At 65.5% G+C, this 21,839-nt stretch carries 22 protein-coding genes; 14 read left to right on the top strand and 8 right to left on the bottom strand.

Annotated elements, in window-relative coordinates; all coding sequences use genetic code 11:
- The first annotated feature begins 41 nt into the window (after positions 1-41).
- Positions 42-716, top strand: a complete 675-nt coding sequence (locus EBS11_RS06410) for a hypothetical protein (RefSeq protein ID WP_290601397.1) — start codon at positions 42-44, stop codon at positions 714-716.
- Between the two features lie 146 nt (positions 717-862).
- Here EBS11_RS06410 and EBS11_RS06405 read toward each other — a convergent pair whose 3' ends face one another.
- From EBS11_RS06405 to EBS11_RS06395, 3 genes are all read right to left on the bottom strand, one after another.
- Complete coding sequence (locus EBS11_RS06405; RefSeq protein ID WP_290601395.1) at positions 863-1,873, bottom strand: substrate-binding domain-containing protein; 1,011 nt, start codon at positions 1,871-1,873, stop codon at positions 863-865.
- Positions 1,874-2,213: 340 nt separating this feature from the next.
- A complete protein-coding gene (locus tag EBS11_RS06400) occupies positions 2,214-3,431 on the bottom strand; it encodes a carbohydrate porin (protein WP_290601394.1) in 1,218 nt (405 codons plus the stop codon).
- Between the two features lie 232 nt (positions 3,432-3,663).
- Positions 3,664-5,232, bottom strand: coding sequence for an MFS transporter (locus EBS11_RS06395; protein ID WP_290601393.1), 1,569 nt, complete (start codon positions 5,230-5,232; stop codon positions 3,664-3,666).
- Between the two features lie 107 nt (positions 5,233-5,339).
- On the opposite strand from EBS11_RS06395, the gene EBS11_RS06390 reads away from it, so the two are divergent.
- From EBS11_RS06390 to EBS11_RS06380, 3 genes are all read left to right on the top strand, one after another.
- The gene (locus tag EBS11_RS06390; protein ID WP_290601392.1) at positions 5,340-6,254 is read left to right on the top strand and encodes a LysR family transcriptional regulator; all 915 of its coding nucleotides are present in this window, start codon (positions 5,340-5,342) and stop codon (positions 6,252-6,254) included.
- Between the two features lie 313 nt (positions 6,255-6,567).
- Positions 6,568-7,689 (top strand): patatin-like phospholipase family protein, encoded by a 1,122-nt coding sequence (locus tag EBS11_RS06385; RefSeq protein ID WP_290601391.1) that lies wholly within the window; start codon positions 6,568-6,570, stop codon positions 7,687-7,689.
- Positions 7,690-7,783: 94 nt separating this feature from the next.
- Positions 7,784-9,430 carry a methyl-accepting chemotaxis protein gene (locus EBS11_RS06380; protein WP_290601390.1) on the top strand — a complete coding sequence of 549 codons (1,647 nt, stop codon included), beginning with the start codon at positions 7,784-7,786 and terminating at the stop codon, positions 9,428-9,430.
- A 136-nt stretch (positions 9,431-9,566) separates the two neighbouring features.
- On the opposite strand, the gene EBS11_RS06375 is transcribed toward EBS11_RS06380, so the two are convergent.
- A complete protein-coding gene (locus tag EBS11_RS06375; RefSeq protein WP_290601389.1) occupies positions 9,567-9,923 on the bottom strand; it encodes a hypothetical protein in 357 nt (118 codons plus the stop codon).
- Positions 9,924-10,192: 269 nt separating this feature from the next.
- A complete protein-coding gene (locus EBS11_RS06370; RefSeq protein WP_290601388.1) occupies positions 10,193-10,630 on the bottom strand; it encodes a hypothetical protein in 438 nt (145 codons plus the stop codon).
- A 401-nt stretch (positions 10,631-11,031) separates the two neighbouring features.
- Here EBS11_RS06370 and EBS11_RS06365 point away from each other — a divergent pair, with 401 nt between their 5' ends.
- From EBS11_RS06365 to EBS11_RS06345, 5 genes are all read left to right on the top strand, one after another.
- On the top strand, positions 11,032-11,922 hold the full coding sequence (locus EBS11_RS06365) for a creatininase family protein (protein ID WP_290601475.1): 891 nt from the start codon (positions 11,032-11,034) through the stop codon (positions 11,920-11,922).
- A gap of 102 nt (positions 11,923-12,024) precedes the next feature.
- Entirely contained in the window at positions 12,025-13,296 is a 1,272-nt protein-coding gene (locus tag EBS11_RS06360; protein WP_290601386.1) for a YncE family protein, read from the top strand.
- A gap of 196 nt (positions 13,297-13,492) precedes the next feature.
- Entirely contained in the window at positions 13,493-13,864 is a 372-nt protein-coding gene (locus tag EBS11_RS06355) for a VOC family protein (RefSeq protein ID WP_290601384.1), read from the top strand.
- A 27-nt stretch (positions 13,865-13,891) separates the two neighbouring features.
- Positions 13,892-14,221: a hypothetical protein gene (locus EBS11_RS06350; RefSeq protein ID WP_290601383.1), complete on the top strand. Its 330-nt coding sequence runs from the start codon at positions 13,892-13,894 to the stop codon at positions 14,219-14,221.
- Between the two features lie 245 nt (positions 14,222-14,466).
- Positions 14,467-15,102 (top strand): phasin family protein, encoded by a 636-nt coding sequence (locus EBS11_RS06345; protein ID WP_290601382.1) that lies wholly within the window; start codon positions 14,467-14,469, stop codon positions 15,100-15,102.
- A 152-nt stretch (positions 15,103-15,254) separates the two neighbouring features.
- On the opposite strand, the gene EBS11_RS06340 is transcribed toward EBS11_RS06345, so the two are convergent.
- Entirely contained in the window at positions 15,255-16,214 is a 960-nt protein-coding gene (locus tag EBS11_RS06340) for an alpha/beta hydrolase (RefSeq protein WP_290601381.1), read from the bottom strand.
- A gap of 160 nt (positions 16,215-16,374) precedes the next feature.
- A complete protein-coding gene (locus EBS11_RS06335; RefSeq protein WP_290601380.1) occupies positions 16,375-17,265 on the bottom strand; it encodes a LysR family transcriptional regulator ArgP in 891 nt (296 codons plus the stop codon).
- A gap of 204 nt (positions 17,266-17,469) precedes the next feature.
- Between EBS11_RS06335 and EBS11_RS06330 the strand changes: the two genes are divergently transcribed.
- Entirely contained in the window at positions 17,470-18,075 is a 606-nt protein-coding gene (locus EBS11_RS06330) for a LysE/ArgO family amino acid transporter (RefSeq protein ID WP_152256053.1), read from the top strand.
- On the opposite strand, the gene EBS11_RS06325 is transcribed toward EBS11_RS06330, so the two are convergent.
- Positions 18,076-19,491: a coniferyl aldehyde dehydrogenase gene (locus EBS11_RS06325; RefSeq protein WP_290601379.1), complete on the bottom strand. Its 1,416-nt coding sequence runs from the start codon at positions 19,489-19,491 to the stop codon at positions 18,076-18,078.
- Between the two features lie 197 nt (positions 19,492-19,688).
- On the opposite strand from EBS11_RS06325, the gene trxC reads away from it, so the two are divergent.
- The 4 genes from trxC to EBS11_RS06305 all read left to right on the top strand — a co-directional run bounded on the left by trxC (position 19,689) and on the right by EBS11_RS06305 (position 21,832).
- Positions 19,689-20,141, top strand: a complete 453-nt coding sequence (trxC, locus tag EBS11_RS06320; RefSeq protein WP_290601378.1) for a thioredoxin TrxC — start codon at positions 19,689-19,691, stop codon at positions 20,139-20,141.
- Positions 20,142-20,208: 67 nt separating this feature from the next.
- Positions 20,209-20,733: a MarR family transcriptional regulator gene (locus EBS11_RS06315; RefSeq protein ID WP_290601377.1), complete on the top strand. Its 525-nt coding sequence runs from the start codon at positions 20,209-20,211 to the stop codon at positions 20,731-20,733.
- Complete coding sequence (locus EBS11_RS06310; RefSeq protein ID WP_290601375.1) at positions 20,730-21,476, top strand: HEAT repeat domain-containing protein; 747 nt, start codon at positions 20,730-20,732, stop codon at positions 21,474-21,476. The genes EBS11_RS06315 and EBS11_RS06310 overlap by 4 nt, the downstream gene beginning before the upstream one ends.
- Positions 21,477-21,493: 17 nt before the next feature.
- Positions 21,494-21,832: a DUF6616 family protein gene (locus EBS11_RS06305; RefSeq protein WP_290601374.1), complete on the top strand. Its 339-nt coding sequence runs from the start codon at positions 21,494-21,496 to the stop codon at positions 21,830-21,832.
- Positions 21,833-21,839: the final 7 nt, after the last annotated feature.

Genomic DNA, 21,839 nt, shown 5'->3' with positions numbered 1-21,839 from the left:
CCCTGCGCAAGGCGAAGACACGAGGGTTGCGCTTTCCACCGATGAAAATTCTTTACCACCAAGCATTACGCGATTGTTCTATCGCGATATTTTTCCTGCTGTTCACACTCGGCGCCCCTGCGGCCAGGGCCGACGTGGTTGCCGATGGGCATGCCGTCACCGTCAGCGGTCGCATCGGGTTGGACGAGTATGAAAAATTATCTGTAATTCTTGCAACTGAGAAAATTTCCAAGGTTGTCTTCAAGAATTCTGGCGGCGGTTCATTTTCCTGGGGGCTCAGGATCGGAAAATTAATTGCAGAACAAAAATTAACAACGGTTGCCGAAGGCATTTGCGCATCGGCATGCGCCATCGCATTCATGGGCGGGGAGGTGAGGCAGTTTTCCGCCGAGCAGCCCGATTCGGCCCTGATGTTTCATCCTGGCTTTGAGCCAGGGCAGCAGGTGCCGGCCCTGGAGACCAAGGCGATCTTGCTGGCATGGCTGGAAGCGAGGACCGGGCTGGCTTCGCCGCCTGATTTTTCGGCGGCGATGAACAGGATTACAAAACGCAAAGGCGGCGTGTATTTTCTGGCGCCCAGCCATGGACTGGCCCTGAAGAATGGCGTTTCCGTCCTGTTCTGCGAGGGGAGCGAAGACAAGGTCAGCCAATGTGCGGGACAGGCCGCGGCAAGCGCGCAGCAACTGCGGATTATCTCGGCCAGCCAGGCCCGCTGAGGCGGGCGCCGCCCTCGTTCGTGCCGGCAGGGCGCGCTCCCGCTGCGCCAGGGTGGCGGCACTGCCATGCATCGACGTTGCCCCGCGCCGGGAGCGCGCCCACCGCGCTGGCGGCCCCGGCGGCGCGGGGTATCAGGCGGCGGCTGTCAGGCGGCTACCGGCCCGGCCGACTCGCCCGGCAGCAGTTCGCACGGCCACAGTTCCTGCAAGTCGGTGACGGGCGTGCCGTCGAGCAGGGCCAGCAGCATCTGTATCATCTTCGCGCCGGCGCCGCGCGGGTCGGGCTGGACGACGGTGGTGACGTTGTGGCCGGCCAGGGAATCTTCCATCACGCCCCAGACGATCAGCGACATCTCGCGGCCGATGGCGATGCCCGCGTCGAGCAGGGCGCGCACGGCGCCCACGCCCGACATGTGGTTGTCGACGATGACGGCGGTAGGGCGGGGCGAGCGTGCCAGCAGGCGCTGCATGGCCTGGTAGCCGGCGCGGCGGTCGTGCGCGTTGTCGACCAGGTTGTCCGGATCGACGGCCAGGCCGCCCGCCTGCATGGCATGCTGGAAACTCTCGACGCGCTGGCGCACGAAGTTCAGGTCCGGCGTGGCGCTGATCAGGCCGATGCGCTGGTGGCCCAGCTGCGCCAGGCGCTCGACGGCCAGGCGCATGCCCGCCTCGTTGTCGTAGTCGAACCACGCATGCGGCTGGTTCAGCTGCGTGCGGCCGTGGGCGACGAACGGCATGCCCTGCTGCGCCAGGTAGGCGATGCGCTCGTCGAACGGTTTCGTGCGCCCGACGATCAGGCCATCGATGCGGCGCCCCTTGACCATGCGTTCATAGGTGGAAAATTCCTTGCTGGCCGAGGCGGGGGCGATGATCATGTCCATCTGCTGCGCTTCCAGCGCTTCCGACATGCCGCCCACGATCTCGATGAACATGGGGTCGGCCAGGTCGTTGGGCATCAGCGGGTAGATGATGCCGACGATGTTCGTGCGTCCCACGGCCAGGCTGCGCGCCATGGGATTGGGCCGGTAGCCGGCCGCCTGCGCGGCGGCCAGCACCCGTTCGCGCGTGCGTTCACTCACTTCCGGATAGCCATTCAAGGCGCGGCTGACGGTGGTTTCGGAAATTCCTAGCGTTTTGGCGAGATTTTTGAGGTTCATGGATGCTGCAGTCGGGGTCTTTCCTGGGTGGATCTTGCCGCTGCCGGTGGGCGGAAGCGGTGCGGTGCAGTGCAATGCGATTAGGGGTAGTTTATCTGATAAATGCCGGATTGATCAGGGTAGTGACCAGCGGCGGCGGCGCCCAAAAAAATACGCGGGCAAACCCAGGGGCGCCCGCGTGAAAAGAGGATACTGCTGAATCACTACATTGAAGCTGCCGGCCATCGCGTGCAGCGGCGAAATGGTGGGTCCGGGTACTGCCTGCCCCTGGATAAGCGGGCGGTGCTGCTGCCACCGGCAAGCGTCCGGGGACGCTTGCCAACGTTCTAGAGTCCCGCGCTTACCACCAGGATTCCACCTGGAAACCCATCGAGCTGCCATTGGTCTTGCCGCCGAATACGCCCGTCGACGACAGGGCCGATTCCGCCGCGGCGGCCGACTGGGCTGCCTTGTTCCACTTGGCGTAGGTGTAGAAGGCGCGCAGCACGGGGCGCGACCAGAAGCTGTTGCCGGCCGACAGTTGCGGCGCGAAGGTCAGCTTGGTCAGGTTGCGGCTCTCGCCCCCTTCCGGCTTGACGATGTCGTGGCCCAGTTCCACGGCCAGGCTGTAGTTGTCCGTGAAGTGGTAGACGGGGCGCGCGCCGATCGACGTCCACTTGCTGCTCACGCCCGCCGTTTCCTTGTCTTCGTAGACGAAGGTGCCCATGCCCGACCAGGCGCCCTTCGGCTGGATCATGATCTGTTCCGTCAGGCGCGTGACCTTGTCATTGCTGTTGGCGCCCAGGCTGAAGCCGCCCGTGTTGGCGGCGCTGCCCTTGCCGAACTGCAGGGCTACCTTGTTGAAGCCGCCCAGCAGGTTGCCTTGCGTATGCATGATGGTCAGCAAGTGGCCGCTGGCGATGGGGGCGGCGCCCTGCGCATTGCGTTTCTGGTTGTATTGCAGGCCCAGGGTCAGTTCGCCGTCCGGGTTGACCTTGATGCCGGAGAAGCGCAAGTCGTGGGACAGGCCCATGCGCTTGCTGTCCGTGTCGTCGGCCGTGCGCACGATGGCGTAGGCCAGCTTGGCGGCGCCCAGGTCGATGTTTTCCAGGCCGGCGCCGGGGCCGCTGTTATTCCAGAAGTAGTAATCGGTGATGTGCACGTCCTGGCGGTCGTAGTAGCGCTTGCCCACCCAGGCGCGCGCATCGGCGAAGGCGCCCGAGCCGATCTTGTCGGCCACCACGTTCATTTCGCGCCACGACGGGTCCGACTGCTCCCAGTCCTGGTTCTGGTTGACGGAAAAAGCCACCAGGGTGTTGATGCGGAAGGTGGTGCCGTTGCTGGCCTTGAAGGCTTCGCCGCCGAACTTCAGCTCGCCGTAGGTTTCGCACTCATTGCCCAGGCGATACTTGGACGAGGCGCCGGCCAGGCCGAAGCAGGCTTCCTTGCCGCCTTCGCTGCTGGTGCCGAAGCCCGAGCGGATGTAGCCGCCGAAGTCGATCGGCAGGGCAGCCTGGGCCGACGCGCTCAAGGCCATCAGTACTGCCGCTGGCAAAGCTTTCAAGAAAAAGGTGTTCATTGTGTCTCCAGTGTTTTTATAGGTGTGGGATCGGCGCGCATCACTTTGCACAACCAAAGCGCTTTAATTCTGTTTCAAAGCGCTTTGAGTATAGTTCAAAGCGCTTTGATCAGTAAACTAGTTTTATTCCTGAAAACTTTTTGCGTGTTGCGGGGAAACATCAGGGAGGGGCGGCGCGCGGGCGCCGCCGTGGACGGCAGGTGGGCGGAGGGATGGGTGGAGGCCGGGTGGTTTAGTGTTGCGCCTTGCCGGCGGGCAGGGCGGCCGTGTCCCTTGACGCATGGCCCGGATGGCGCAGGAAGGCGAGGATCAGCAGGGCCGACGTCGTCGTGATGCCCGCCAGCACATACAGCAGGTGGCGGAAGGCCGTGCCGTACGCTTGCGCCAGGTCGGCGGCGCCTGCCTGCGGCAGCAGTTCTCCCGCATGGCGCAGTTCGCCCAGCGCGAGGAAGGGACCCGCCTGCGCCGCCTGTGCCGCACCGATGCCGGCAATGCCGCCGCCCAGCGCCGCCACGGTGAAGCTGCCCAGCACGGCGCTGACGATGGCCAGCGCCAGGCCTTCGCCCGCCACGCGCGTCGTGTTGAAGATGCCGGCCGCCATGCCGGCCCGCTCGACGGGCACGACGCTGATGGCCAGGCCATCCATCAAGCCCCAGGGCAGGCTGATGCCGCAGCCGATCAGCAGCAGGGGGCCGACCAGGGCGGCGGCCGGCAGTCCCGGCGCGCAGGTGGATAGCCACAGCAGGCCGCCCGCCGCCAGCAGCAGGCCGCTGGCGCAGATGCGGGCGGCGGCAAAGCGCTGCGCCGCCAGGCCCGCCAGCATGGGCAGCACCAGCATGGGCGCCGACAGGGCGATCATCATGCGTCCCGCGTCGAAGGCGCTGTAGCCCTCGATGCCGATGAGGCGGGCCGGCAGCAGCACCAGCAGCACGACGAAGGAAAACGCGGGAGCGGCCGCCAGCAACTGCACGCCGGCAAAGGCGGGCAGGCGGAACAGGCTCAAGTCCAGCATGGGCCGCGCCGCGCGCCGTTCCACCCGGATGAAGGCGGCCAGCAGCAGCGCGGCGCCTGCGAACAGGCCCAGGCTGGAAGCGCTGCTCCAGCCGCTATCGGGCGCCTGCAGCAAGCCATAGGTAAACAGGGACAAGGCGCCCGTAAACGTGATGGCGCCGGGCCAGTCCACGCCCTGCGCCTGCGGGTCGCGCGTTTCGCGCATGGCGCGCGCGGCGGCCAGCAGGGCGGTCAGTCCGGCACCCGCCGTGGCGATGAAAATAGCGCGCCAGCCCGTATGGGCGATGAGCACGCCCGCGAGGAAGGGGCCGAAGGCCAGGCCCACGCCGAAGGCCGTGCCGATCAGGCTGAAGGCGCGCGCGCGGGCCGCGCCATCGAATTCCTGGGCCAGCGCCGCCAGTCCGCTGGACAGGGCCATGGCGCAGCCCAGACCCTGCACGGCGCGCAAGACATCGAGCAGGACCATGGATGGCGCCGCCGCCAGGGACAGCGCGGCGAGGAAGAACAGGGCCATGCCCAGCAAGAAGACGCGCTTGCGGCCATAGCGGTCGGCCAGGGCGCCGGCCACCATCAGGCAGCCGCCAAAGCTGAGCATGAAGGCATTCGTGATCCATGCCAGCGCCAGGGGACTGGCGCGCAGTTCGGCGGCGATGGCGGGAATGGCGATGGCCGGTCCCGTGAAACTGAGCGGCATGCACAGCGCGGCCAGGCAGACGGCGGCCAGGACCAGCGCGCGCCGCGCCGTCGCGGAAGCGGCGTGTGTGCCTTGTGCGGGAAGATTCGTATCCATGGGAAGGTTTCCAGAAAGAGGGAATCTGATGATAATATGGACGCAATAGCTTAAAAAGTGGCTGAAAATCCACTCATAGCGGACAAATATTCCCTAATCGACATGGCATGGATAATCTGAACGGCATTGCCGCCTTCGTCCGCGCGGCGGAAACCTGCAGTTACGTGGCGGCCGGGCGCCTGCTCGGCGTGTCGGCGTCGGCCGTGGGCAAGAGCGTGGCGCGGCTGGAAGAAAAGCTGGGCGTGCGCCTGCTCAACCGCAGCACGCGGCGCATCAGCCTGAGCAACGAAGGCGCGCTGTTCTATGAGCGCTGCCAGCGCATCCTCGCCGACCTGGGCGATGCGGAGGCGGAACTGTCGCACCTGGCCGAGGCGCCGCGCGGCAAGCTCAAGGTAAGCCTGCCCGTCATCGGCTACCGCATCATCCTGCCCCTGCTGGCGGACTTTACGCGGCAATATCCCGAGATCGAGCTCGACCTCGATTTCAACGACCGCCTTGTCGACGTCGTGGCCGAGGGCGTGGACGTGGCCGTGCGCAGCGGCACCTTGACGGATTCACGCCTGATGGCGCGCGAACTGGGGCCGTTCGCCTTTGCCATCGTGGGCTCGCCCGCCTATCTTGCCCGCCATGGCGTGCCGGCCACGCCGCGCGCGCTGGAGCGGCACGCCTGCGTGCGCTACAAATTCCCCACCACGGGCAAGCTGCAGGAATGGGCCGTGCGGCACGCCGAGGGCGATGGCGGCGGCGAACTGCGCCTGCCCACGGCCTTGACCTGCAACAATATCGAAGCCCTGATCGGCGCCGCGGCGCAGGGCGTGGGACTGGCCTATCTGCCGGACTTTATCGTGCGCGACGCCATCGCGCGCGGTGAACTGCAAGCCGTGCTGGACGGCTACCTGGACACTGCCAGCAAGTTCTGGGTGCTGTGGCCGTCGAGCCGCCACCTGTCGCCGAAAATCCGCGTGTTTGTCGACTTCCTCTGCAGCAATCTGCATTTTTCCGCGCCGCTTCCCGCCCGCTGACACGCCCAAGGGCCGCCGTGGCGGCTGCTTGAGGATTATTCCTACCCCAAAAGAGATTTTTCCTAACGTTGCGGAATTTTTATTTGCTGCGCCGCACCACGCTACGCCGCCCGGCATCAGCTTATGGCATTCCTGAATATCAGTCATGCGTTATCTAAATTGCCATATGGAATTTATTTATGTTAATTTCATATCTGTTTCTGCAACATTGTTTCCCTTTTATGCTGGCGGAAACATGGGTGTAATTCAGCGTTGTACGCAGCGAGTAACCAACAATTAGGGGCGCAAGCCCTGTTTTATTCAGGGAGTGTGCATGAAGACAGTCACCACGACGGCGCCAGATCCGGCACCGGCCGTCACGATTCAACCGGCCCGCAAAACGGGCTTGCTGCTCGGTGGCGGCGCACCAAATTCCACCTTGATCGCGGGCGCCCTGGCCGCGTTCCTCGACGAGGGCATCGAATTCGACGTCATTTCCGCGTCCGGCGCCGGTGTGCTGATGGGCTTGCTGTACACCTCGCCGCACGAGGCGACGCCGCGCCAGGCGCTGCAGAGCTGGGCCGACACGGGCGTGGCCGACAGCATTTACAAGATGATCCCGATCAACTACAAGGTATTCCAGAAGCCGGGCATGCACGCCAGCACCTTCCGCGATGCCTTCCAGCCACCGGCCAACAATCCCTTTTTCCAGGCTTTTCAGCAAACGTTTGCGGGCATGCCCACGGCCTGGTCGGACTGGGGCAAGCTGATGGTGTCGTCGCTGTCGCCATCGGACCTGTCGGCAAAGAGCCTGGGCCTGTGCGCGCACTTGCCCTTCCTGGAAAAGGCCGTGGACTTTTCCGGCGTGGCGCGCATGCGTCCCGATTTCTACATCAATGCCTACAACCTCAGCGAGCACCGCATGCAGATCTGGGGCAAGCACGAGATCGCGCCCATCCACGTGCGCGCGGCCCTGTCCTTTCCCTTCCTGTACGCGCCGACGACCATCGCCGGCGATGACTACATCGAAGGCGCGGCCCTCGACACGCTCAATTTCGAGCCGTTTATTGAAGGCAAGGGCGAGCACCATGACGCCGACACCCTCGTCATCCTCGACATCCTCGGCGACGAGCGCCTGCTGCGCAAGCCGCGCAACCTGTACGACGCGTGGGTGCGTTCCATCATCACGCCGCTGGTCAAAATTTCCAAGAGCGAACTGCGCCTGTTCGAGCTTGAACACAACACGGATGCGCGCACGGGCCAGCCCAAGCGGCGCCTGCTCAAGCTCGACCTGATGGGCGGCATCCCCGAGAAACACTGGCCCGATACGCTGGACTGGTCCAGCTCGAACATGCAGCTGCTGTTCGACGTGGGCCACAAGGCGGGCCTGGCGTTCTGCCGCCAGCATGGCGACTTGCTGCGCCGCACGCCGGACGCCGCCCCGCTGGCGGCGTAAAGCCGAGCCGCCCGCTTCCCGATCCCGGCCACCCGATCGGCAGCTATTTATCCTGCCTGGCCCCCGCCAGGCCACCTTTTTACTGTGAAACACCATGAATATCACCAAGCAACTCATTCTGACCCTGACCATCGCCTTGCTGGCCCTGCTATTGCTGGGCGCGGGCGGCGCCATGCAGCTCAAGCGTGCCCAGGAGCGTTTCGATACCGTGCAAAACCGCATCATTCCCAGCATCCAGGGCTTGAACGCGGCCAAGGGTTTTCTGGCCGACTCGCGCCTGGCCGGCTACCGCCTGTCCGTGTTCTCCAACCTGGCCGACAAGACGGCGCTGGACAAGGCCGTCGCCGACGCCAACAAGAATTTCGACCAGGTCATCGCCACCTACCGTTCCGAGCGCATCTATGACGCGACGGACAGCAAGATGCTGGACGCCGACCAGGCCGCCATGGAAGCGTACCGCCGCGCGCTCGTGCCTTTCTTTGCCGCCGCCTACGCGGGCGACATGGATGGCGTGCGCGCCACCTTGCTGGCCGGCACGCCGCTGGCCATCACGGCCGCCGCCGCCAAGAAAAGCATGGATGACCATATCGCCTACAACAACAAGCTGGTCGACGACGTCAAGGCGGAAAGCCTGGCCGCCTACGACACGGCCTTCAACACCATGCTGGCCGTGCTGGGCGTGGCCGTGCTGCTGACGGGTGCGCTGGCCTGGCATATCTACCGCACCATCAGCGGCGGCCTGGGCAATATCGAACACACGCTGGAAAGGGTCAGCGCCTCGCTGGACCTGTCGGCCGCCATGCCCGTCGAGCGCATGGATGAAGTGGGCCGCACGGCCACCGCCTTCAATAAATTCCTGGAACGCATCGTCGACGTGATCGCCACCGTGCGCACCTCGGCCGATACGGTCAGCGTGGCGGCGGCGCAGATTTCCGCCGGCAACGCGGACCTGTCCGTGCGCACGGAGCAGCAGGCGTCTTCCCTGGAAGAAACGGCGTCCAGCCTGGAAGAGCTGACCTCGGCCGTGCGCCAGAATACGGACAATGCGCGCCAGGCGAATTCCCTGGCCGTGTCCGCCTCGGACGTGGCCCGCAAGGGCGGCGCCGTGGTGGCGCAAGTGGTGGGCACCATGGGTTCCATCAATGAATCGGCGAAGAAGATCGCCGACATCATCGGCGTGATCGACGGCATTGCTTTCCAGACCAATATTCTGGCGCTGAATGCGGCCGTGGAAGCGGCACGCGCGGGCGAACAGGGCCGTGGCTTTGCCGTCGTGGCCACGGAAGTGCGCAACCTGGCCCAGCGTTCGGCTGCGGCCGCCAAGGAAATCAAGGGCTTGATCGAGGATTCCGTGGACAAGGTCAACACGGGCAGCGTGCTCGTCGACCAGGCGGGCGCGACGATGGAAGAGATCGTCGCCAGCATCCGTCGCGTGACGGACATCATGGGCGACATCGCCAACGCCAGCCACGAGCAGAGCGCCGGCATCGAGCAGGTGAACCAGGCCATTTCGCAGATGGACCAGGTCACGCAGCAAAACGCGGCCCTGGTGGAAGAGGCGGCCGCGGCGGCATCTTCGCTGCAGGACCGCGCCGTGGAACTGGTCGACGTGGTGGCCGTGTTCCGCCTGCGCGGCGAAGCGAAGGGCAAATCGCTGACGGTGGCGGGCGGCTTGCCAGCCCCGGCTGCTGCCTCGGCCAGCCGGCGCCTGGCACTGCCGGGCCGCAGCGCCCGCGGCTGATCCCCGTGACTGCCCCGGCATGCCGGGGCTTGCTTGCCGCAGCCAGGCATCGGGCCGCCGCCCTATTGACACGGCTCAATAGCCGGGCTGGACTGGTGGGACGCAGGAGGGCGCTGCCGCCAGCCTTGGCGGTGGCCTATGCGGACTTGCGGCAGTGCGCGCGCAACTGGCTGCCCAGTCTGGCGCCGAAGAAGACGAGCAGCGCAAAGGCCGCCAGCAGCGGCAGCGCCAGTAAGGCCAGCCCGTAGGTCACGGCCACTACCGGGAGCCAGCACAGCAATATGCCGCTGAAGCTGCCCAGGCCGATGGTCCGGTGGCGGGCGGGCTGGACGAACCATCCCTGGAGCATGCCGATGGCCAGGCCGCCCAGCACAAGGGCGAATGCATTCACGACCCAGGAATATTTTTCCAGGCTTGCGTAGACGAGAAATACCGCAAGGATGCTGACTAGGGCGCTGACGACGCCGATCGTTCCCGTTTTCGCTGCATTCATGGCTGGCTCCCGCACAGGCTGCAAGCATGGCGGGAAGAGGGGCCGGCATGGAGGGGCGAGGGATCACGCACGCTGTTTGTCCAGTTTTTGCACAAAATCACTTTTGCTGCCATCCCACCAGCATGTCTGGCATCTGCCTGCGTGGAAGACGTGCCCGCACGCCGGCAAGCCATAGAGCACGTGGGCGCATTCGGGACACAAGCTGGCCATGCCCTTGGCGTCGTCGCGGTATGCGCTTGCGCATTCGTCGCAGGTCTTCACGCAGGCCTTCATGGCGACTGCCTGGCCGGCAGCGGAAAGTTTGGCGCCTTGCCTGCATTGGATGCCTTGAATTCTGTCCATTCCTGTCCGGCCAGCCGGTATTCCAGCGTTCTTTCGTAGCGACCCACGCCACCGTACTCGACTGCCAGCACGATGCAATGGGGCGCGGCGCGCCCGCGCAGCAGCCTGCGCATCGGTATGGAGTTGTCAACGATGGCGTCGCTTGGATTGAATTTCCCGCCGATGTCGGCGATGCCCGCAGTGCCCGTCTTGTCGCGCCCCAGCAGATGCAGGACCTGGGGCGGCAGTTCGTCGAGGGAGGCGACGGCCTTTCCTTGCCCCGCATCGCATCGCCCGTCCTGGGCCAGGGCTGGCGCCGCAGCGGCGAGCAGGAGCATCAACGCAGCACCGCATCCATAGTGCATCTTCCAGTGTTCCTTCATCATGCCTGCCCATCCGACGATATTGCGGCGATTTCCCGCCGCAGGATGCGGCTGCGGCAAGCGCGCGTCCGCAGGCGCGACGCTTCCCGGTAGCGGTATTCTAGCGTAAGTCTTTTGCTGCAGTGCATAATCGATAATTATTTTATAAATATTGTTTTCCTGCGAATGTTGTCGTTGATGTATGGCCTGCGTCCGGGCTGCCAGGGGCCCCTTGGCATCTGGATGGCCGGCGCCGTTTCCTCCTTGATTCTAGACAAGCTGCTCCCGGTCAATTCCTTGCAAGCTGCCCCGTCAAATTAACGTGCCGTTCCCGTCATGATGGAATACAATTCCTGCGTGGCAGCCAGCTTGCCTGGCAAGGCCGGGCACGGCGTCACGCCTTGACCTCGGAAAGATGTTTGCTTATGACTCTGCAGTTCCCCCTGCCGAATGTACCTTTGGCGCCCCGTGCGCCCGCCAGACCGTCCAAGCCCTACGGTGTGCTGCTTGCCCTGACCCTGTCCTGCCTGATGCCCGCCGCGTCCGCCCTGGCGGCCACGCCTGCCGGCGCCAGCGTCATGCTGGAAGAGCTCACCAGCACGGAGTTGCGCAGCCGCATCGACCACGGCGCCACCACGGTGCTGGTGCCGATCGGCGGTGTCGAGCAGAGCGGGCCGTATATCGCGCTGGGCAAGCACAATGTGCGCGCCGGGCTGCTGGCCCGCCAGATCGCGCAAACGCTGGGCAACACCATCGTCGCGCCCGTCGTTTCCTACGTGCCGGAAGGCAGCATTGCGCCGCCGGCCGGCCACATGCGCTTTGCCGGCACGATTTCCATTCCGCCCGCCGCCTTCGAAGCCGTGCTGGAAGGCACGGCGGCCAGCCTGCGCCAGCATGGTTTCCGCGACATCATTTTTCTCGGCGACCATGGCGGGTATCAAAAGAATGAGCAGAACGTGGCGAACAAGCTGAACCGCGCCTGGGGCAAGGGGGCGGGCGGCAAGGAGGCGCGCGCCTACGCCTTGCTCGATTACTATGACGTCACGCAATCGGCCTACGTGGCCGAGCTGCAGAAGCGCGGCTACAGCAGCGCCGAGATCGGCCTGCACGCGGGCTTGGCGGACGCGGCGCTGATGCTGGCGACGGACCCGTCGCTGGTGCGCAGCGAAGCCATGGCGCACGGACCCAGGCCCGGCGTGGCCGACGGCGTGCGCGGCGACGCCACGCGGGCGACGCGGGAGCTGGGCCAGATCGGCATCAAATTGCAGGTCGATGCCTCGGTGGCGGCCATCAAGCAGTTGCTGCAGCGCAAATAAACAAGACGACAATCAGGATGACAGAATTTCAGTAAAGCTGACCCGATATCCCGCTGGAAGTGACGAACTTCCGGCTTTTGCAACGAAAAGACGCGAAATCACATGAAAAAATCTCAACGACGCACCATCGTCACCCTGTCCGCCCTGGCTGCCGCACTGGCGGGCCTGGGCGTGGCCAGCCAGGTCATCGGCGCCAGCACGCCGGCACCTGCCGCCTCTGCTCCGGCCGCCGCGTATTCGCCGCTGCCCGGCATGCCGCCGCTGGTGGACCCGAAAAACGTGTATGGCAGCATCGCCGCCAGCAATATGAGCCCCGTCGTCAAGGATCACCTGCGCCGGGTCTACGTGCCCAACCTGCGCTCGAACGACGTGTACGTGATCGACCAGGACAGCCTGAAGGTGGTGGACAAGTTCAAGGTCGGCAGCGGCCCGCAGCACGTCGTGCCGTCGTGGGACTTGCGCACCCTGTGGGTGGCGAACAATGCGGAACGCACGGACAAGGGCAGCCTGACGCCGATCGACCCCTTGACGGGCAAGCCGGGCAAGGAAGTGCCCGTGGACGATCCCTACAATATGTATTACACGCCGGACGGCAAGTCCGCCATCGTCGTGGCCGAGGCGCGCCACCGCCTCGATTTCCGCGATCCGAAGACCATGGCCGTGCAGTATTCGATCGACACGCCCCAGTGCGGCGGCATCAACCACGCGGATTTCTCGAATGACGGCCGCTACGCCATGTTCACCTGCGAGTTCGACGGCACCATCGCCAAGATCGACCTGGTGGGCCGCAAGGTCGATGGCTACCTGAAACTGCAGATGCCGGCCAAGCGCTTTGCCGAGTCCGGTCCCGTGGGCGGCCCGGCAAATGAGATCTGCAGCGTCAAGAAGGGCATGCCGCAGGATATACGCATCTCGCCGGACGGCAAGAAATTCTTCATCGCCGACATGGACGCGGACGGCGTGCACATCGTCGATGGCGCCACCCTGAAGGAAATCGGCTTCATCCAGACGGGCGTGGGCGCGCACGGCCTGTACCCTAGCCGTGACGGCAAGAAATTGTACGTGGCCAACCGCGGCACGCACCGCATCCATGGCAAGCCGAAGGGCAAGGGCAGCGTCAGCGTGATCGATTTCGCCACGGAAAAAGTGGTGGCGAACTGGCCCATCCCCGGCGGCGGCAGCCCCGACATGGGCAACGTATCGGCCGATGGCAAGTATCTGTGGCTGTCCGGCCGTTTCGACGATGTGGTGTACCGCATCGATACGGCCAGCGGCGACGTGTCCAAGGTAAAAGTCGGTCAGGAACCGCACGGCCTGACCGTGTGGCCGCAGCCGGGTCGCTATTCGCTGGGCCATACGGGCAATTTGCGCTAGGCATCGCGCACATCGGCCCGTCGCCGCCATCCCGGCGACGGGCCGGATGACCGGGGGCAGGCGGGCAGGACTGGCCCGCTGGCAACCCGGGAACCGGTGGTGGCCGTGATGCCCCAGCCTGTCGTTTTTTACTTGGCAGGAAGGTAACGTTACGGCATACTGCGCTTCCTGTCTTTTACATCCACGGTATGCCATCATGATTCTTGATCACATCGGTTTGACTGTCAGCGATACACAGGCCAGCAAGGCCTTTTTCTCGGCCGCCCTGGCACCCCTGGGCGTGTCGGTGGTGATGGAAGTGCAGGGCTGGGTCGGCCTGGGCAAGGACGGCAAGCCTGACTTCTGGTTCGGCGCGGGCGGCACGCCGCACGCCGGCATGCATCTGGCCTTTACGGCTGGCAGCCGCGAGCAGGTGCGCGCGTTTTACGCGGCCGCGCTGGCCGCTGGCGGCACGGACAATGGCCCGCCTGGCATCCGCGAAATCTATCATCCGAATTATTACGGCGCCTTCGTGCTGGGCCCGGACGGCCACAATGTCGAAGCCGTCTGCCACCTTGCCGAGGACTGACATCGCTCACTCTCTGAAAAGAACCGCATGACACACACCGCCACCCTGTTTGCGGACGACGCTGGCCGCTACGCCTATGTGCAGTCGGGCTTTTCCTGGCCGGCGCTTTTGCTGGGGTCGTTCTGGGCCGTGGCCAAGCGCCGCTGGTGGCTGTTGCTGCTCATGCTGGCGATGGATGCGTGCCTGTGGTTCGGCAGCCAGCTGGCGAGCGAATCGCGCATCGGCCCCATGATATTGCTCATGGCCGGCGCCGAGCTCAGCTACCTGCTGGCGCGCGGCTGGTATGGCAACCGCTGGCTGGAAGCCTCCTTGCGCAGCCATGGGTACCGGCCTGTCGTGCCCGGCACCGGCAATTGATTGTTGCTGACACAAATTTTCCTTCCCGATACTGACGCTCGCCAAGGGTGAGCCGTCCAGCCAAAACTTTCTGCGCAGCTTAGCGCACCTTTGATCCAGATCATGCCTCGCCCACGGTGCTCACGTAGCCTTGGGACTCGCGTTGCAAAGCATCTCTCCACCCATCGGATATGTTTTTCGCGTCTCGTGGCCTGTGGCCACCTACTAAGCAGTTCATTCCAACCGTTATTTAATGAGGAAACTCCATGTATCCATATTCCCGTAGTGTTACCCCTGCTGCTAAAAACCATCTGGAAGCCCAACTGGCGTTTTTTAATGGCTTGTCGAAGTCCCTGTTTCATTCGGCGCAGCAGTTCAATGACCTGAACATGCAACTGGCGCAAGGCTTGCTGGAGGAAGGCTCGATCACGAGCCAGAATCTGCTGACGGTCGAGCGCGTGGAAGATGCGCTGCAGGTCGCCGCCGCGGCGGGCCAGCCTGCCGCCGAGCACCTGCGCAAGTATCAGCAGCAACTGTCGCGCCTGGCCGCCGATACGCAGGTCGAACTGGCCAACGTGGCCGAGCAGCATGTGAATGAAACGAGCCGCACGGCCAAGGCCCTGGCGGAAGAAGTGGCGCGCACGGCGTCGGAAGAAACGGAGAAAAACGTGCGCAAGCAGCAGGAAGCCATGCAGCGCATCGCCGAGCCGTTCCAGTCCTACCACCAGAACGGCGCCAACCGAGACCAGCGCAGCGCCCAAAGCCGTGATGGCCAAAGTCTGCAAAGCGCCAGCCATCAGGGCAGCCAGCAGTCGGCCGGCAGCGAAAGCGTGGCCAGCGGCAGCGCCTCGCAAGCGGCTGGCGCACAAAGCAAAAGCACGAGCGCCAGCCGCAAGGAGTAAGCCGGCGGCGGCTGCCGGCTGAGCCATCGCCCCAAGGGCCGAGCCTTGGGGACTGGTGTGGGCCGTCAGGCGGCCCCGCGTCGAGCGGGGCTGCTGCGTCGGGCAGGGGCGGTATCGCCTGTCTTTGCCTGTCCAGTCAAAGCGCCCGTCCCTCAGGGGACGGGCGTTTTCTCGTCCAGGGCCAGGGTGGCGGGGTGGGCTGGCGCGGCCGCCGTGGCTGGCGCCGCCGTGGCGGGGCCGCCCTGGGCGTCGATGAAGGCGCTCACGGCATCGAGGGTGGGTGCCAGCATGCGCAAGGGGGCGGCCAGCGAGGCGACCAGGGTGGCGTGGCTGACGGAATCGAAATATGTTTCCGTCACGGGGCGTCGCTGCGCGCGCAAGGCGGCAGCCAGGCCGCCCGTGTTGCGCCGTGGATTGACCAGCTTGTCCTTGCCCGGCGCCGGCGCGATCAGCAGGGCGGGCGGTGCCTCGGCCGTCACGTGGTGGATCGGTTGCGACGCCAGGGGCGTGTCCGGGTAGAAGAAGACGGGGCGGGCCGTGGGATTTTCGATGGGCAGGAAGTCGTAGGGGCCGGCCAGTCCTATCCAGCCCCGCAAGTCGTGCGGATGCATGCCGTGGCGCGCCAGCAGGCTGGCGTCGAGCGCCACCATGGCCGCATTGTAGGCGCCGGCGCTGTGGCCCATGATGAACAGGCGCGTCGGGTCGCCACCGTGGCGGCTCGATTCCATCGCGGCCCAGGCCACGGCGCGGGCCGCATCCTGCAAAATCTCGGGGTAGTGCACGTCCGGATACAAGCGATAGTCGGCGATGACGGCAAGATAGCCGCGCGAAGCGAGCGCATGGCCGACGAAGGCGTAGTCGGCCCGTTCGCCCGAGGTCCAGTTGCCGCCGTAAAAGAAAACCACGACCGGCACGGGCCCGGCGTGCACTTTCGGCGCATACACATCGAGTTTCTGCCGCGGCAGGGGGCCGTAGGCCAGGCCGTGCGTCACCTGCGAGGCGCTGCCGGATGACAGGGCATTGATGGCCGTCAAGGGCGAACAGGCGATCAGGCCGGCCGTCAGCGGCAGCGCAGCCAGCAGGCCGAGCACGGTAGTGCGCAGGATCGTCATGCTTGCCCCTGATCGTGTTGTATGGTGCTTGCAGTGTAGGCCACAGTGGCCAGCATGCGCACGAGAAACTTGTATGAAAACATGGATAATTGTCTGTAGTGTGACGGCAGGCGCCGGATGCATGGCGCGGCGCCCGTCTGGCACCATGCCTCGGGCGCCATCAATCCTGCAGCAGCCACTTGCGCGCCGTGGCGATGACGGCGTCCGACAGGGTGCGCGTGAGCGGCGTCTGGATATCCCAGGCGTGCCAGATCAGGGGCACGTCGAGCGCCTGGCCGGCGGCCACGTCGACGAGCCGTCCCGCGGCCAGCGCCGTCTCCGCCTGCAGCAGGGGCACCATGCCATAGGCATAGCCCGCTTCGATGAAGCGCACGAAATCGCGCGCCGACCCCAGCACGTGGTGCGGATAGCGGCCCGCGTAGCCGAGGCGGTGCTGCAGGTAGCGCTCGTGCAGCGCATCCTTGCTGCCGAACGTGATGGCGGGCGCCTGGCTGACGGCCTCCACCGTAAAACCATGAGGAAACCATTGCCGCGCGAACGCGGGCGAGGCTACGCACAGGTAGCGCATGCCGCCCAGCGGCGTGGCCGTGGTGCCCGCCACGAGGTCGGTGGCGCTGGTGACGCAGGCAAACACGCGGCCTTCGCGCAGCTGGCTCAGGGTGTGGTCCTGGTCGTCGAGGCGGATGTCGAGCAGGCACGACGGCGGCGTCAGCAGCGGGCCCAGCGCTTCCGGTATCCATGTGGCGGCGCTGTCGGCATTGACGGCGATGGCCAGTTCCGGCAGCTGCGTCGTCGGTCCAGGCTGGGCATCGAGGGCCGCTTCTAGCAGCTTGACTTGCCGGTAGTGGGCGATCAGGCGCTGGCCCGCTTCCGTGGGCGCGGGCGGGTGGCTGCGGATGATCAACAAGGTGCCTTCCAGGTTTTCCAGCGTGCGGATGCGCTGCGACACGGCCGGCTGGCTGATGGCCAGCGCATGCGCGGCCTTTTCAAAGCTGCCCAGGCCGATCACGGCGTCGAGGGCGGCCAATCCACGGTAGTCCACGACGCGCATAAGTTTCTCTTATATATGGTTAGAATCATTCATTATACTTATATTTACTTTTTCTTTACACTGTTGAAATAGGGTAACAACTCCACTCTGCCGCGCGGTCCCCCTGGTTCCGCACCACCCTCCACCTACCACTGATGACTTTGCCGTTGCCGGCAGAGCGTGGGCGGCCGTGCGCGTGATGGAAAGCAATAGAAAGGAATCGATATGGACAGCGCAATTTTCTTGAAAGGTATGGGACTCGGGGCCAGCCTGATCGTGGCCATCGGCACGCAAAACGCCTTCCTGCTCAAGCAGGGTCTGAAACGCCACTACGTGCTCACCTGCATCCTGGTGTGCCTCGTGTGCGACGCCATGCTGATCACAGCCGGAGTGGCCGGCATGGGCACCTTCATTGCAGACAATCCCAATTTCCTGCTGTGGGCCAAGGCTGGCGGCGCCACCTTCCTCATCGCCTACGGCTTGCGCGCCGCCAAATCGGCGTGGCGTCCTTCGGCCATGACGGTGTCGGCCGCCAAGTCGCCGGAAGGCTACTGGGCCGTGATCGGCGCGGCGCTGGCGTTCAGCCTGCTGAACCCGCACGCCTTCCTCGACACGGTCATCCTGCTCGGCTCGATCGGCGGCCAGCATGAAGGCGTGGGACGCTTCTACTTCGCCGGCGGCGCCATCATGGCCTCGGCCCTGTGGTTCTTCCTGCTGGGCTTTGGCGCCCGCTACCTGGCGCCCGTGTTTGCCAAGCCCATGGCCTGGCGCGTGCTTGACGGCATCATCGCCCTCGTCATGTGGGCCATCGCCGCCTCGCTGTTCCTGTAATCAGCGGGTCAGGAAGGCCAGCACGCGGCTGGCCAGCCGGCCGTACGGCGGCCACAGCAGTTTCAGCGCGCTGTAGCGGGCCTGGTAAAACACGGGCCGCAGCTTGCTGAAGGTGTGGAAACCTTCCACGCCGTGGTAGTGGCCCATGCCGGACTCGCCCACGCCGCCGAAGGGCAGCTCGTGCTGGCCGACATGAAACAGGGCATCGTTGACGGACACGCCGCCCGACATGACGCGGTCGATGAGCAGTTGCACCGTGCCGGCGTCGTTGCTGAACGGATAGATGGCCAGCGGGCGCGGCCCCCCGTTGATGCTGGCGATCACGCTGTCCAGGTCGGTGTAAGCCCTGAGCGGCAGGATGGGGCCGAAGATTTCCCGCGTCAGCAGCAGGCTGTCCTCGGGGGCGTCGAGCACGATGTGGGGCGCGATCTTGCGCGTGGCCCGGTCGAAAGCCGGCCCCGGCAGCAAGGAAATGACTTGTGCGCCCCCCGCCCGCGCTTCGTCCAGCGCCTGCAGCAGGCGCTCAAAGGCGGCTTCGTCGATGATGGACGTGTAGTCGGGCGTGTCCAGCGTGGGGTAGCGCGCAGGCACGATGGCGCGTGCATGCTCGACGAAGGCGGCGATGCCGGCCTGCGGCAGCCAGGCGTGGTCCACGCTGGTGCAGATCTGTCCCGCGTTCAGGTATTTCACGTACAAGATGCGCTCGGCTGCCGTGCGCACGTCGAAACCGGCGCAGACGATGGCGGGCGCCTTGCCGCCCAGCTCCAGGGTCACGGGGCACAGATTGCGCGCGGCGGCCGCCATGACGGCGCGGCCCGTCTGGCCGGAGCCCGTAAACAGCAGATGGTCGAAGGGCAATTGCGAAAACGCGATGCCCACGCCCCCCGTTTCTTCGAAGAACTGTAACTTTTCCGGCGGGAAGTAGGCGGGCATGGTCGCGATGAGCAGCCGGGCCAGGTGGCGCGAATTTTCGCTCATCTTGACCATGGCGCGGTTGCCGGCGGCAAAGATGTAGGTCAAGGGCACGAGGCTCAGGTTGACGGGGAAATTCCACGGCACGATGACGCCTACCACGCCCAGCGGCTGCGGGATCACGCGGTTGCGGGCGCCCGGGAAAGTGCGCCAGTCCACGCCACGGCGCTGCGGCCGCATCCATTTCTTCAGATGTTTCAGCACATGCTCGATGCCGTCGATGGCGGGAAAGATTTCCGCCAGCAAGGTTTCGTGCCTGGAACGGTTGCCATAGTCGGCGCTGATCGCCTCGCACAGGGCTTCCCTGTGGTCGCGCAGGTAGCGCTGCAGGGTCAGCAGGTCGCGCTTGCGCTCGGCAAGCGTGGGCGCGGGCCAGGCCAGGCAGGCGGCCCGCTGGCGCGTCAGGGCGGCGTCGAGTGCGGCGTGCGCCGGGGAAGCGGTCATGTGCATGGGTCTCCTCGCGTGGATGGGCGATATTGTCATGGGCAGGGTACAGCAATCGGACGGCGGTGTGCGTCCCGCCGCGTGCGGAAGCGGGTGACGGTGGTCTGGCGTCAATCGTGCGCGCAAGCAATGGGGTGCTGCGATTCGCCGTAGAATGGCTGATCCGCCGGTAGCGCCGGCTTGCATTCAGGAATGCCATGACTACGACCACGCCAGATTCCCTGCACATCGTGTGCCCCCATTGCGACGCCGTCAACCGCCTGCCGGCCGCCCGCCTGCGCGAGCAGCCCACGTGCGGCAAATGCCAGAAAGACTTGTTCACGGGCCAGCCCGTGGACCTGGCCAGCGCCCGTTTCCTCAAGCATGTCGAGCGCAGCGACATCCCCGTGCTGGTGGATTTCTGGGCGCCGTGGTGCGGTCCCTGCCGCAGCATGGCGCCATACTATGCCCAGGCCGCCAAGGCCCTGGAGCCCGCGTTCCGCGTCGTCAAGGTGAATACGGAGGCGTCGCCGGACCTGGGCAGCCGTTTCAATATCCGCAGCATTCCCACCCTGGCCCTGTTCGTGCGCGGCGTGGAAGTGGCGCGCCAGCCGGGCGCCACCGATGCGAATGGCATCATCGCCTGGGCGAAGGACAAGGCGCGTTCCTAGGCCGCAGGGAAAACCGGTAAGGTTTTCCATTTGACATTTAATATGGCGCCATATTATATTGCGCCATATGATACAACTCGAACAGAAATACACGGCCCTGCTGGGCGACGTGCAGCGCCGCGCCAGCGGTCTCGACATGGCGCAGTCCACCGCGCGCCTGCGCCTGTGCTTTGAAGTGCTGGGCCTGGCGTCCGCCATCGATGGCGATTGCGCCACGCGCCTGGGCCGGCATGGCTTGTCGGAAGGGAAGTTCGTCCTGCTGTCCCTGCTGCGCGACGTGCCCGAGGGACTCTCGCCGCACGAGCTGGCCGAGCGGGCGGGCGTCACGCGCGGCACCATCACGGGCTTGCTCGACGGCCTGGAGCGTGACGGTTTCCTGGCGCGCCACGCGGACCAGTCCGACCGGCGCAAGCTGCTGGTGCGCCTCGATGCCAAGGGCGTAGCGGCGGCCGCCATCCTCGTCGACGAGCACGCGCAGTGGATCGCCAGCCTGTTTGCCGATTTCACGGCGGAGGAAATGCAGCTGCTCAGCTCACTGCTGGAAAAAGCCTGGCGCAGGACGGATAAAGGTGACATGCAGGGGGCGCCATGAGCCGCGGCATCGCCGATATCGCGCCCGCGCGCCTGGCCCTGCTGAATGCGGGGAGCGTCGCCAGCGCCACCCTGACGGAAGGGCTGGCCATCGATTTTGCCCGGCTGCTGGCCGCCGCCGTGCCCGCCATCGGCGGGGATGGGCTGGCGCGGATGGAGGCGCAGGCCGAGGCCGGCATCACGCGGCGCATGGCCCTGGCGGCGCAACTGCTGCTGGAAGCCAACGTTGATCTGGCGCAATTGCAAGTCCACCCTTCCGATACGGTACGGGGCTGGGCCTGCTTTGTCATCGCCGCGCAAGCGGGCCTGACCTTGCCGCAGCGGCTGGCGGCCATGCGGCCCTTGGCCGACGATGGGCATTTCGGCGTGCGCGAATGGGCCTGGCTGGCGCTGCGGCCCCGGCTGGCCGCCAGCCTGGAAGAAGCGCTGGCGCTGCTGGTGCCGTGGACAGGCGAGGCGTCGGAGCGCCTGCGCCGTTTCGCCTGCGAAGCGCTGCGCCCGCGCGGCGTGTGGTGCGCGCATATTACCGAGCTAAAACAGCAGCCGCAGCTGGCCTTGCCCCTGCTGGAGCCCTTGCGCGCCGACCCGGCCGTCTACGTGCAGGATGCCGTGGCCAACTGGCTCAACGACGCGGCCAAGACCCGGCCGGACTGGGTGCGTGGCGTATGCGCCCAATGGCTGGCGGACAGCCCTGCTGCCGCGACCCTGCGCATCTGCAAGCGGGCCCAGCGCTCGCTTTCTTAACTTTTTGGAGGAAAAACATGCATTATCTGCTGGAACTGTACAGCCCGAAACCGGCCTGGCTGGCCCTCGACGCCGCTGCGCGCCAGGCATATTTCGACACGGTGGGCGCCGGCATGGCCGCCTTGTCCGGTACGGGCGCCGAAGCGCTGGCAATGGGCGCCGTCGACGGCGGCAAGCTGCATGCGGCTGCCCAGCAATTCTATGCCGTCTGGCGCTTCCCGGACGCGGCGGCACTGGACGCCTTGCTGGCCGGCATCGCCGCCACGGGCTGGCATGATTATTTTGACACCGTCAATGCGGCGGGACCCCCCGCCGTGGATTTCCCCGCCCACCTGGCGCAGCTGGCGGGCGCGTAAGCGTACG

The organism is Janthinobacterium sp., from assembly GCF_009923995.1.
GTDB lineage: Bacteria > Pseudomonadota > Gammaproteobacteria > Burkholderiales > Burkholderiaceae_D > Janthinobacterium.
Note: the sequence above shows the minus strand (reverse complement) of the source record. Positions and strands in the feature narration are given on the sequence as shown.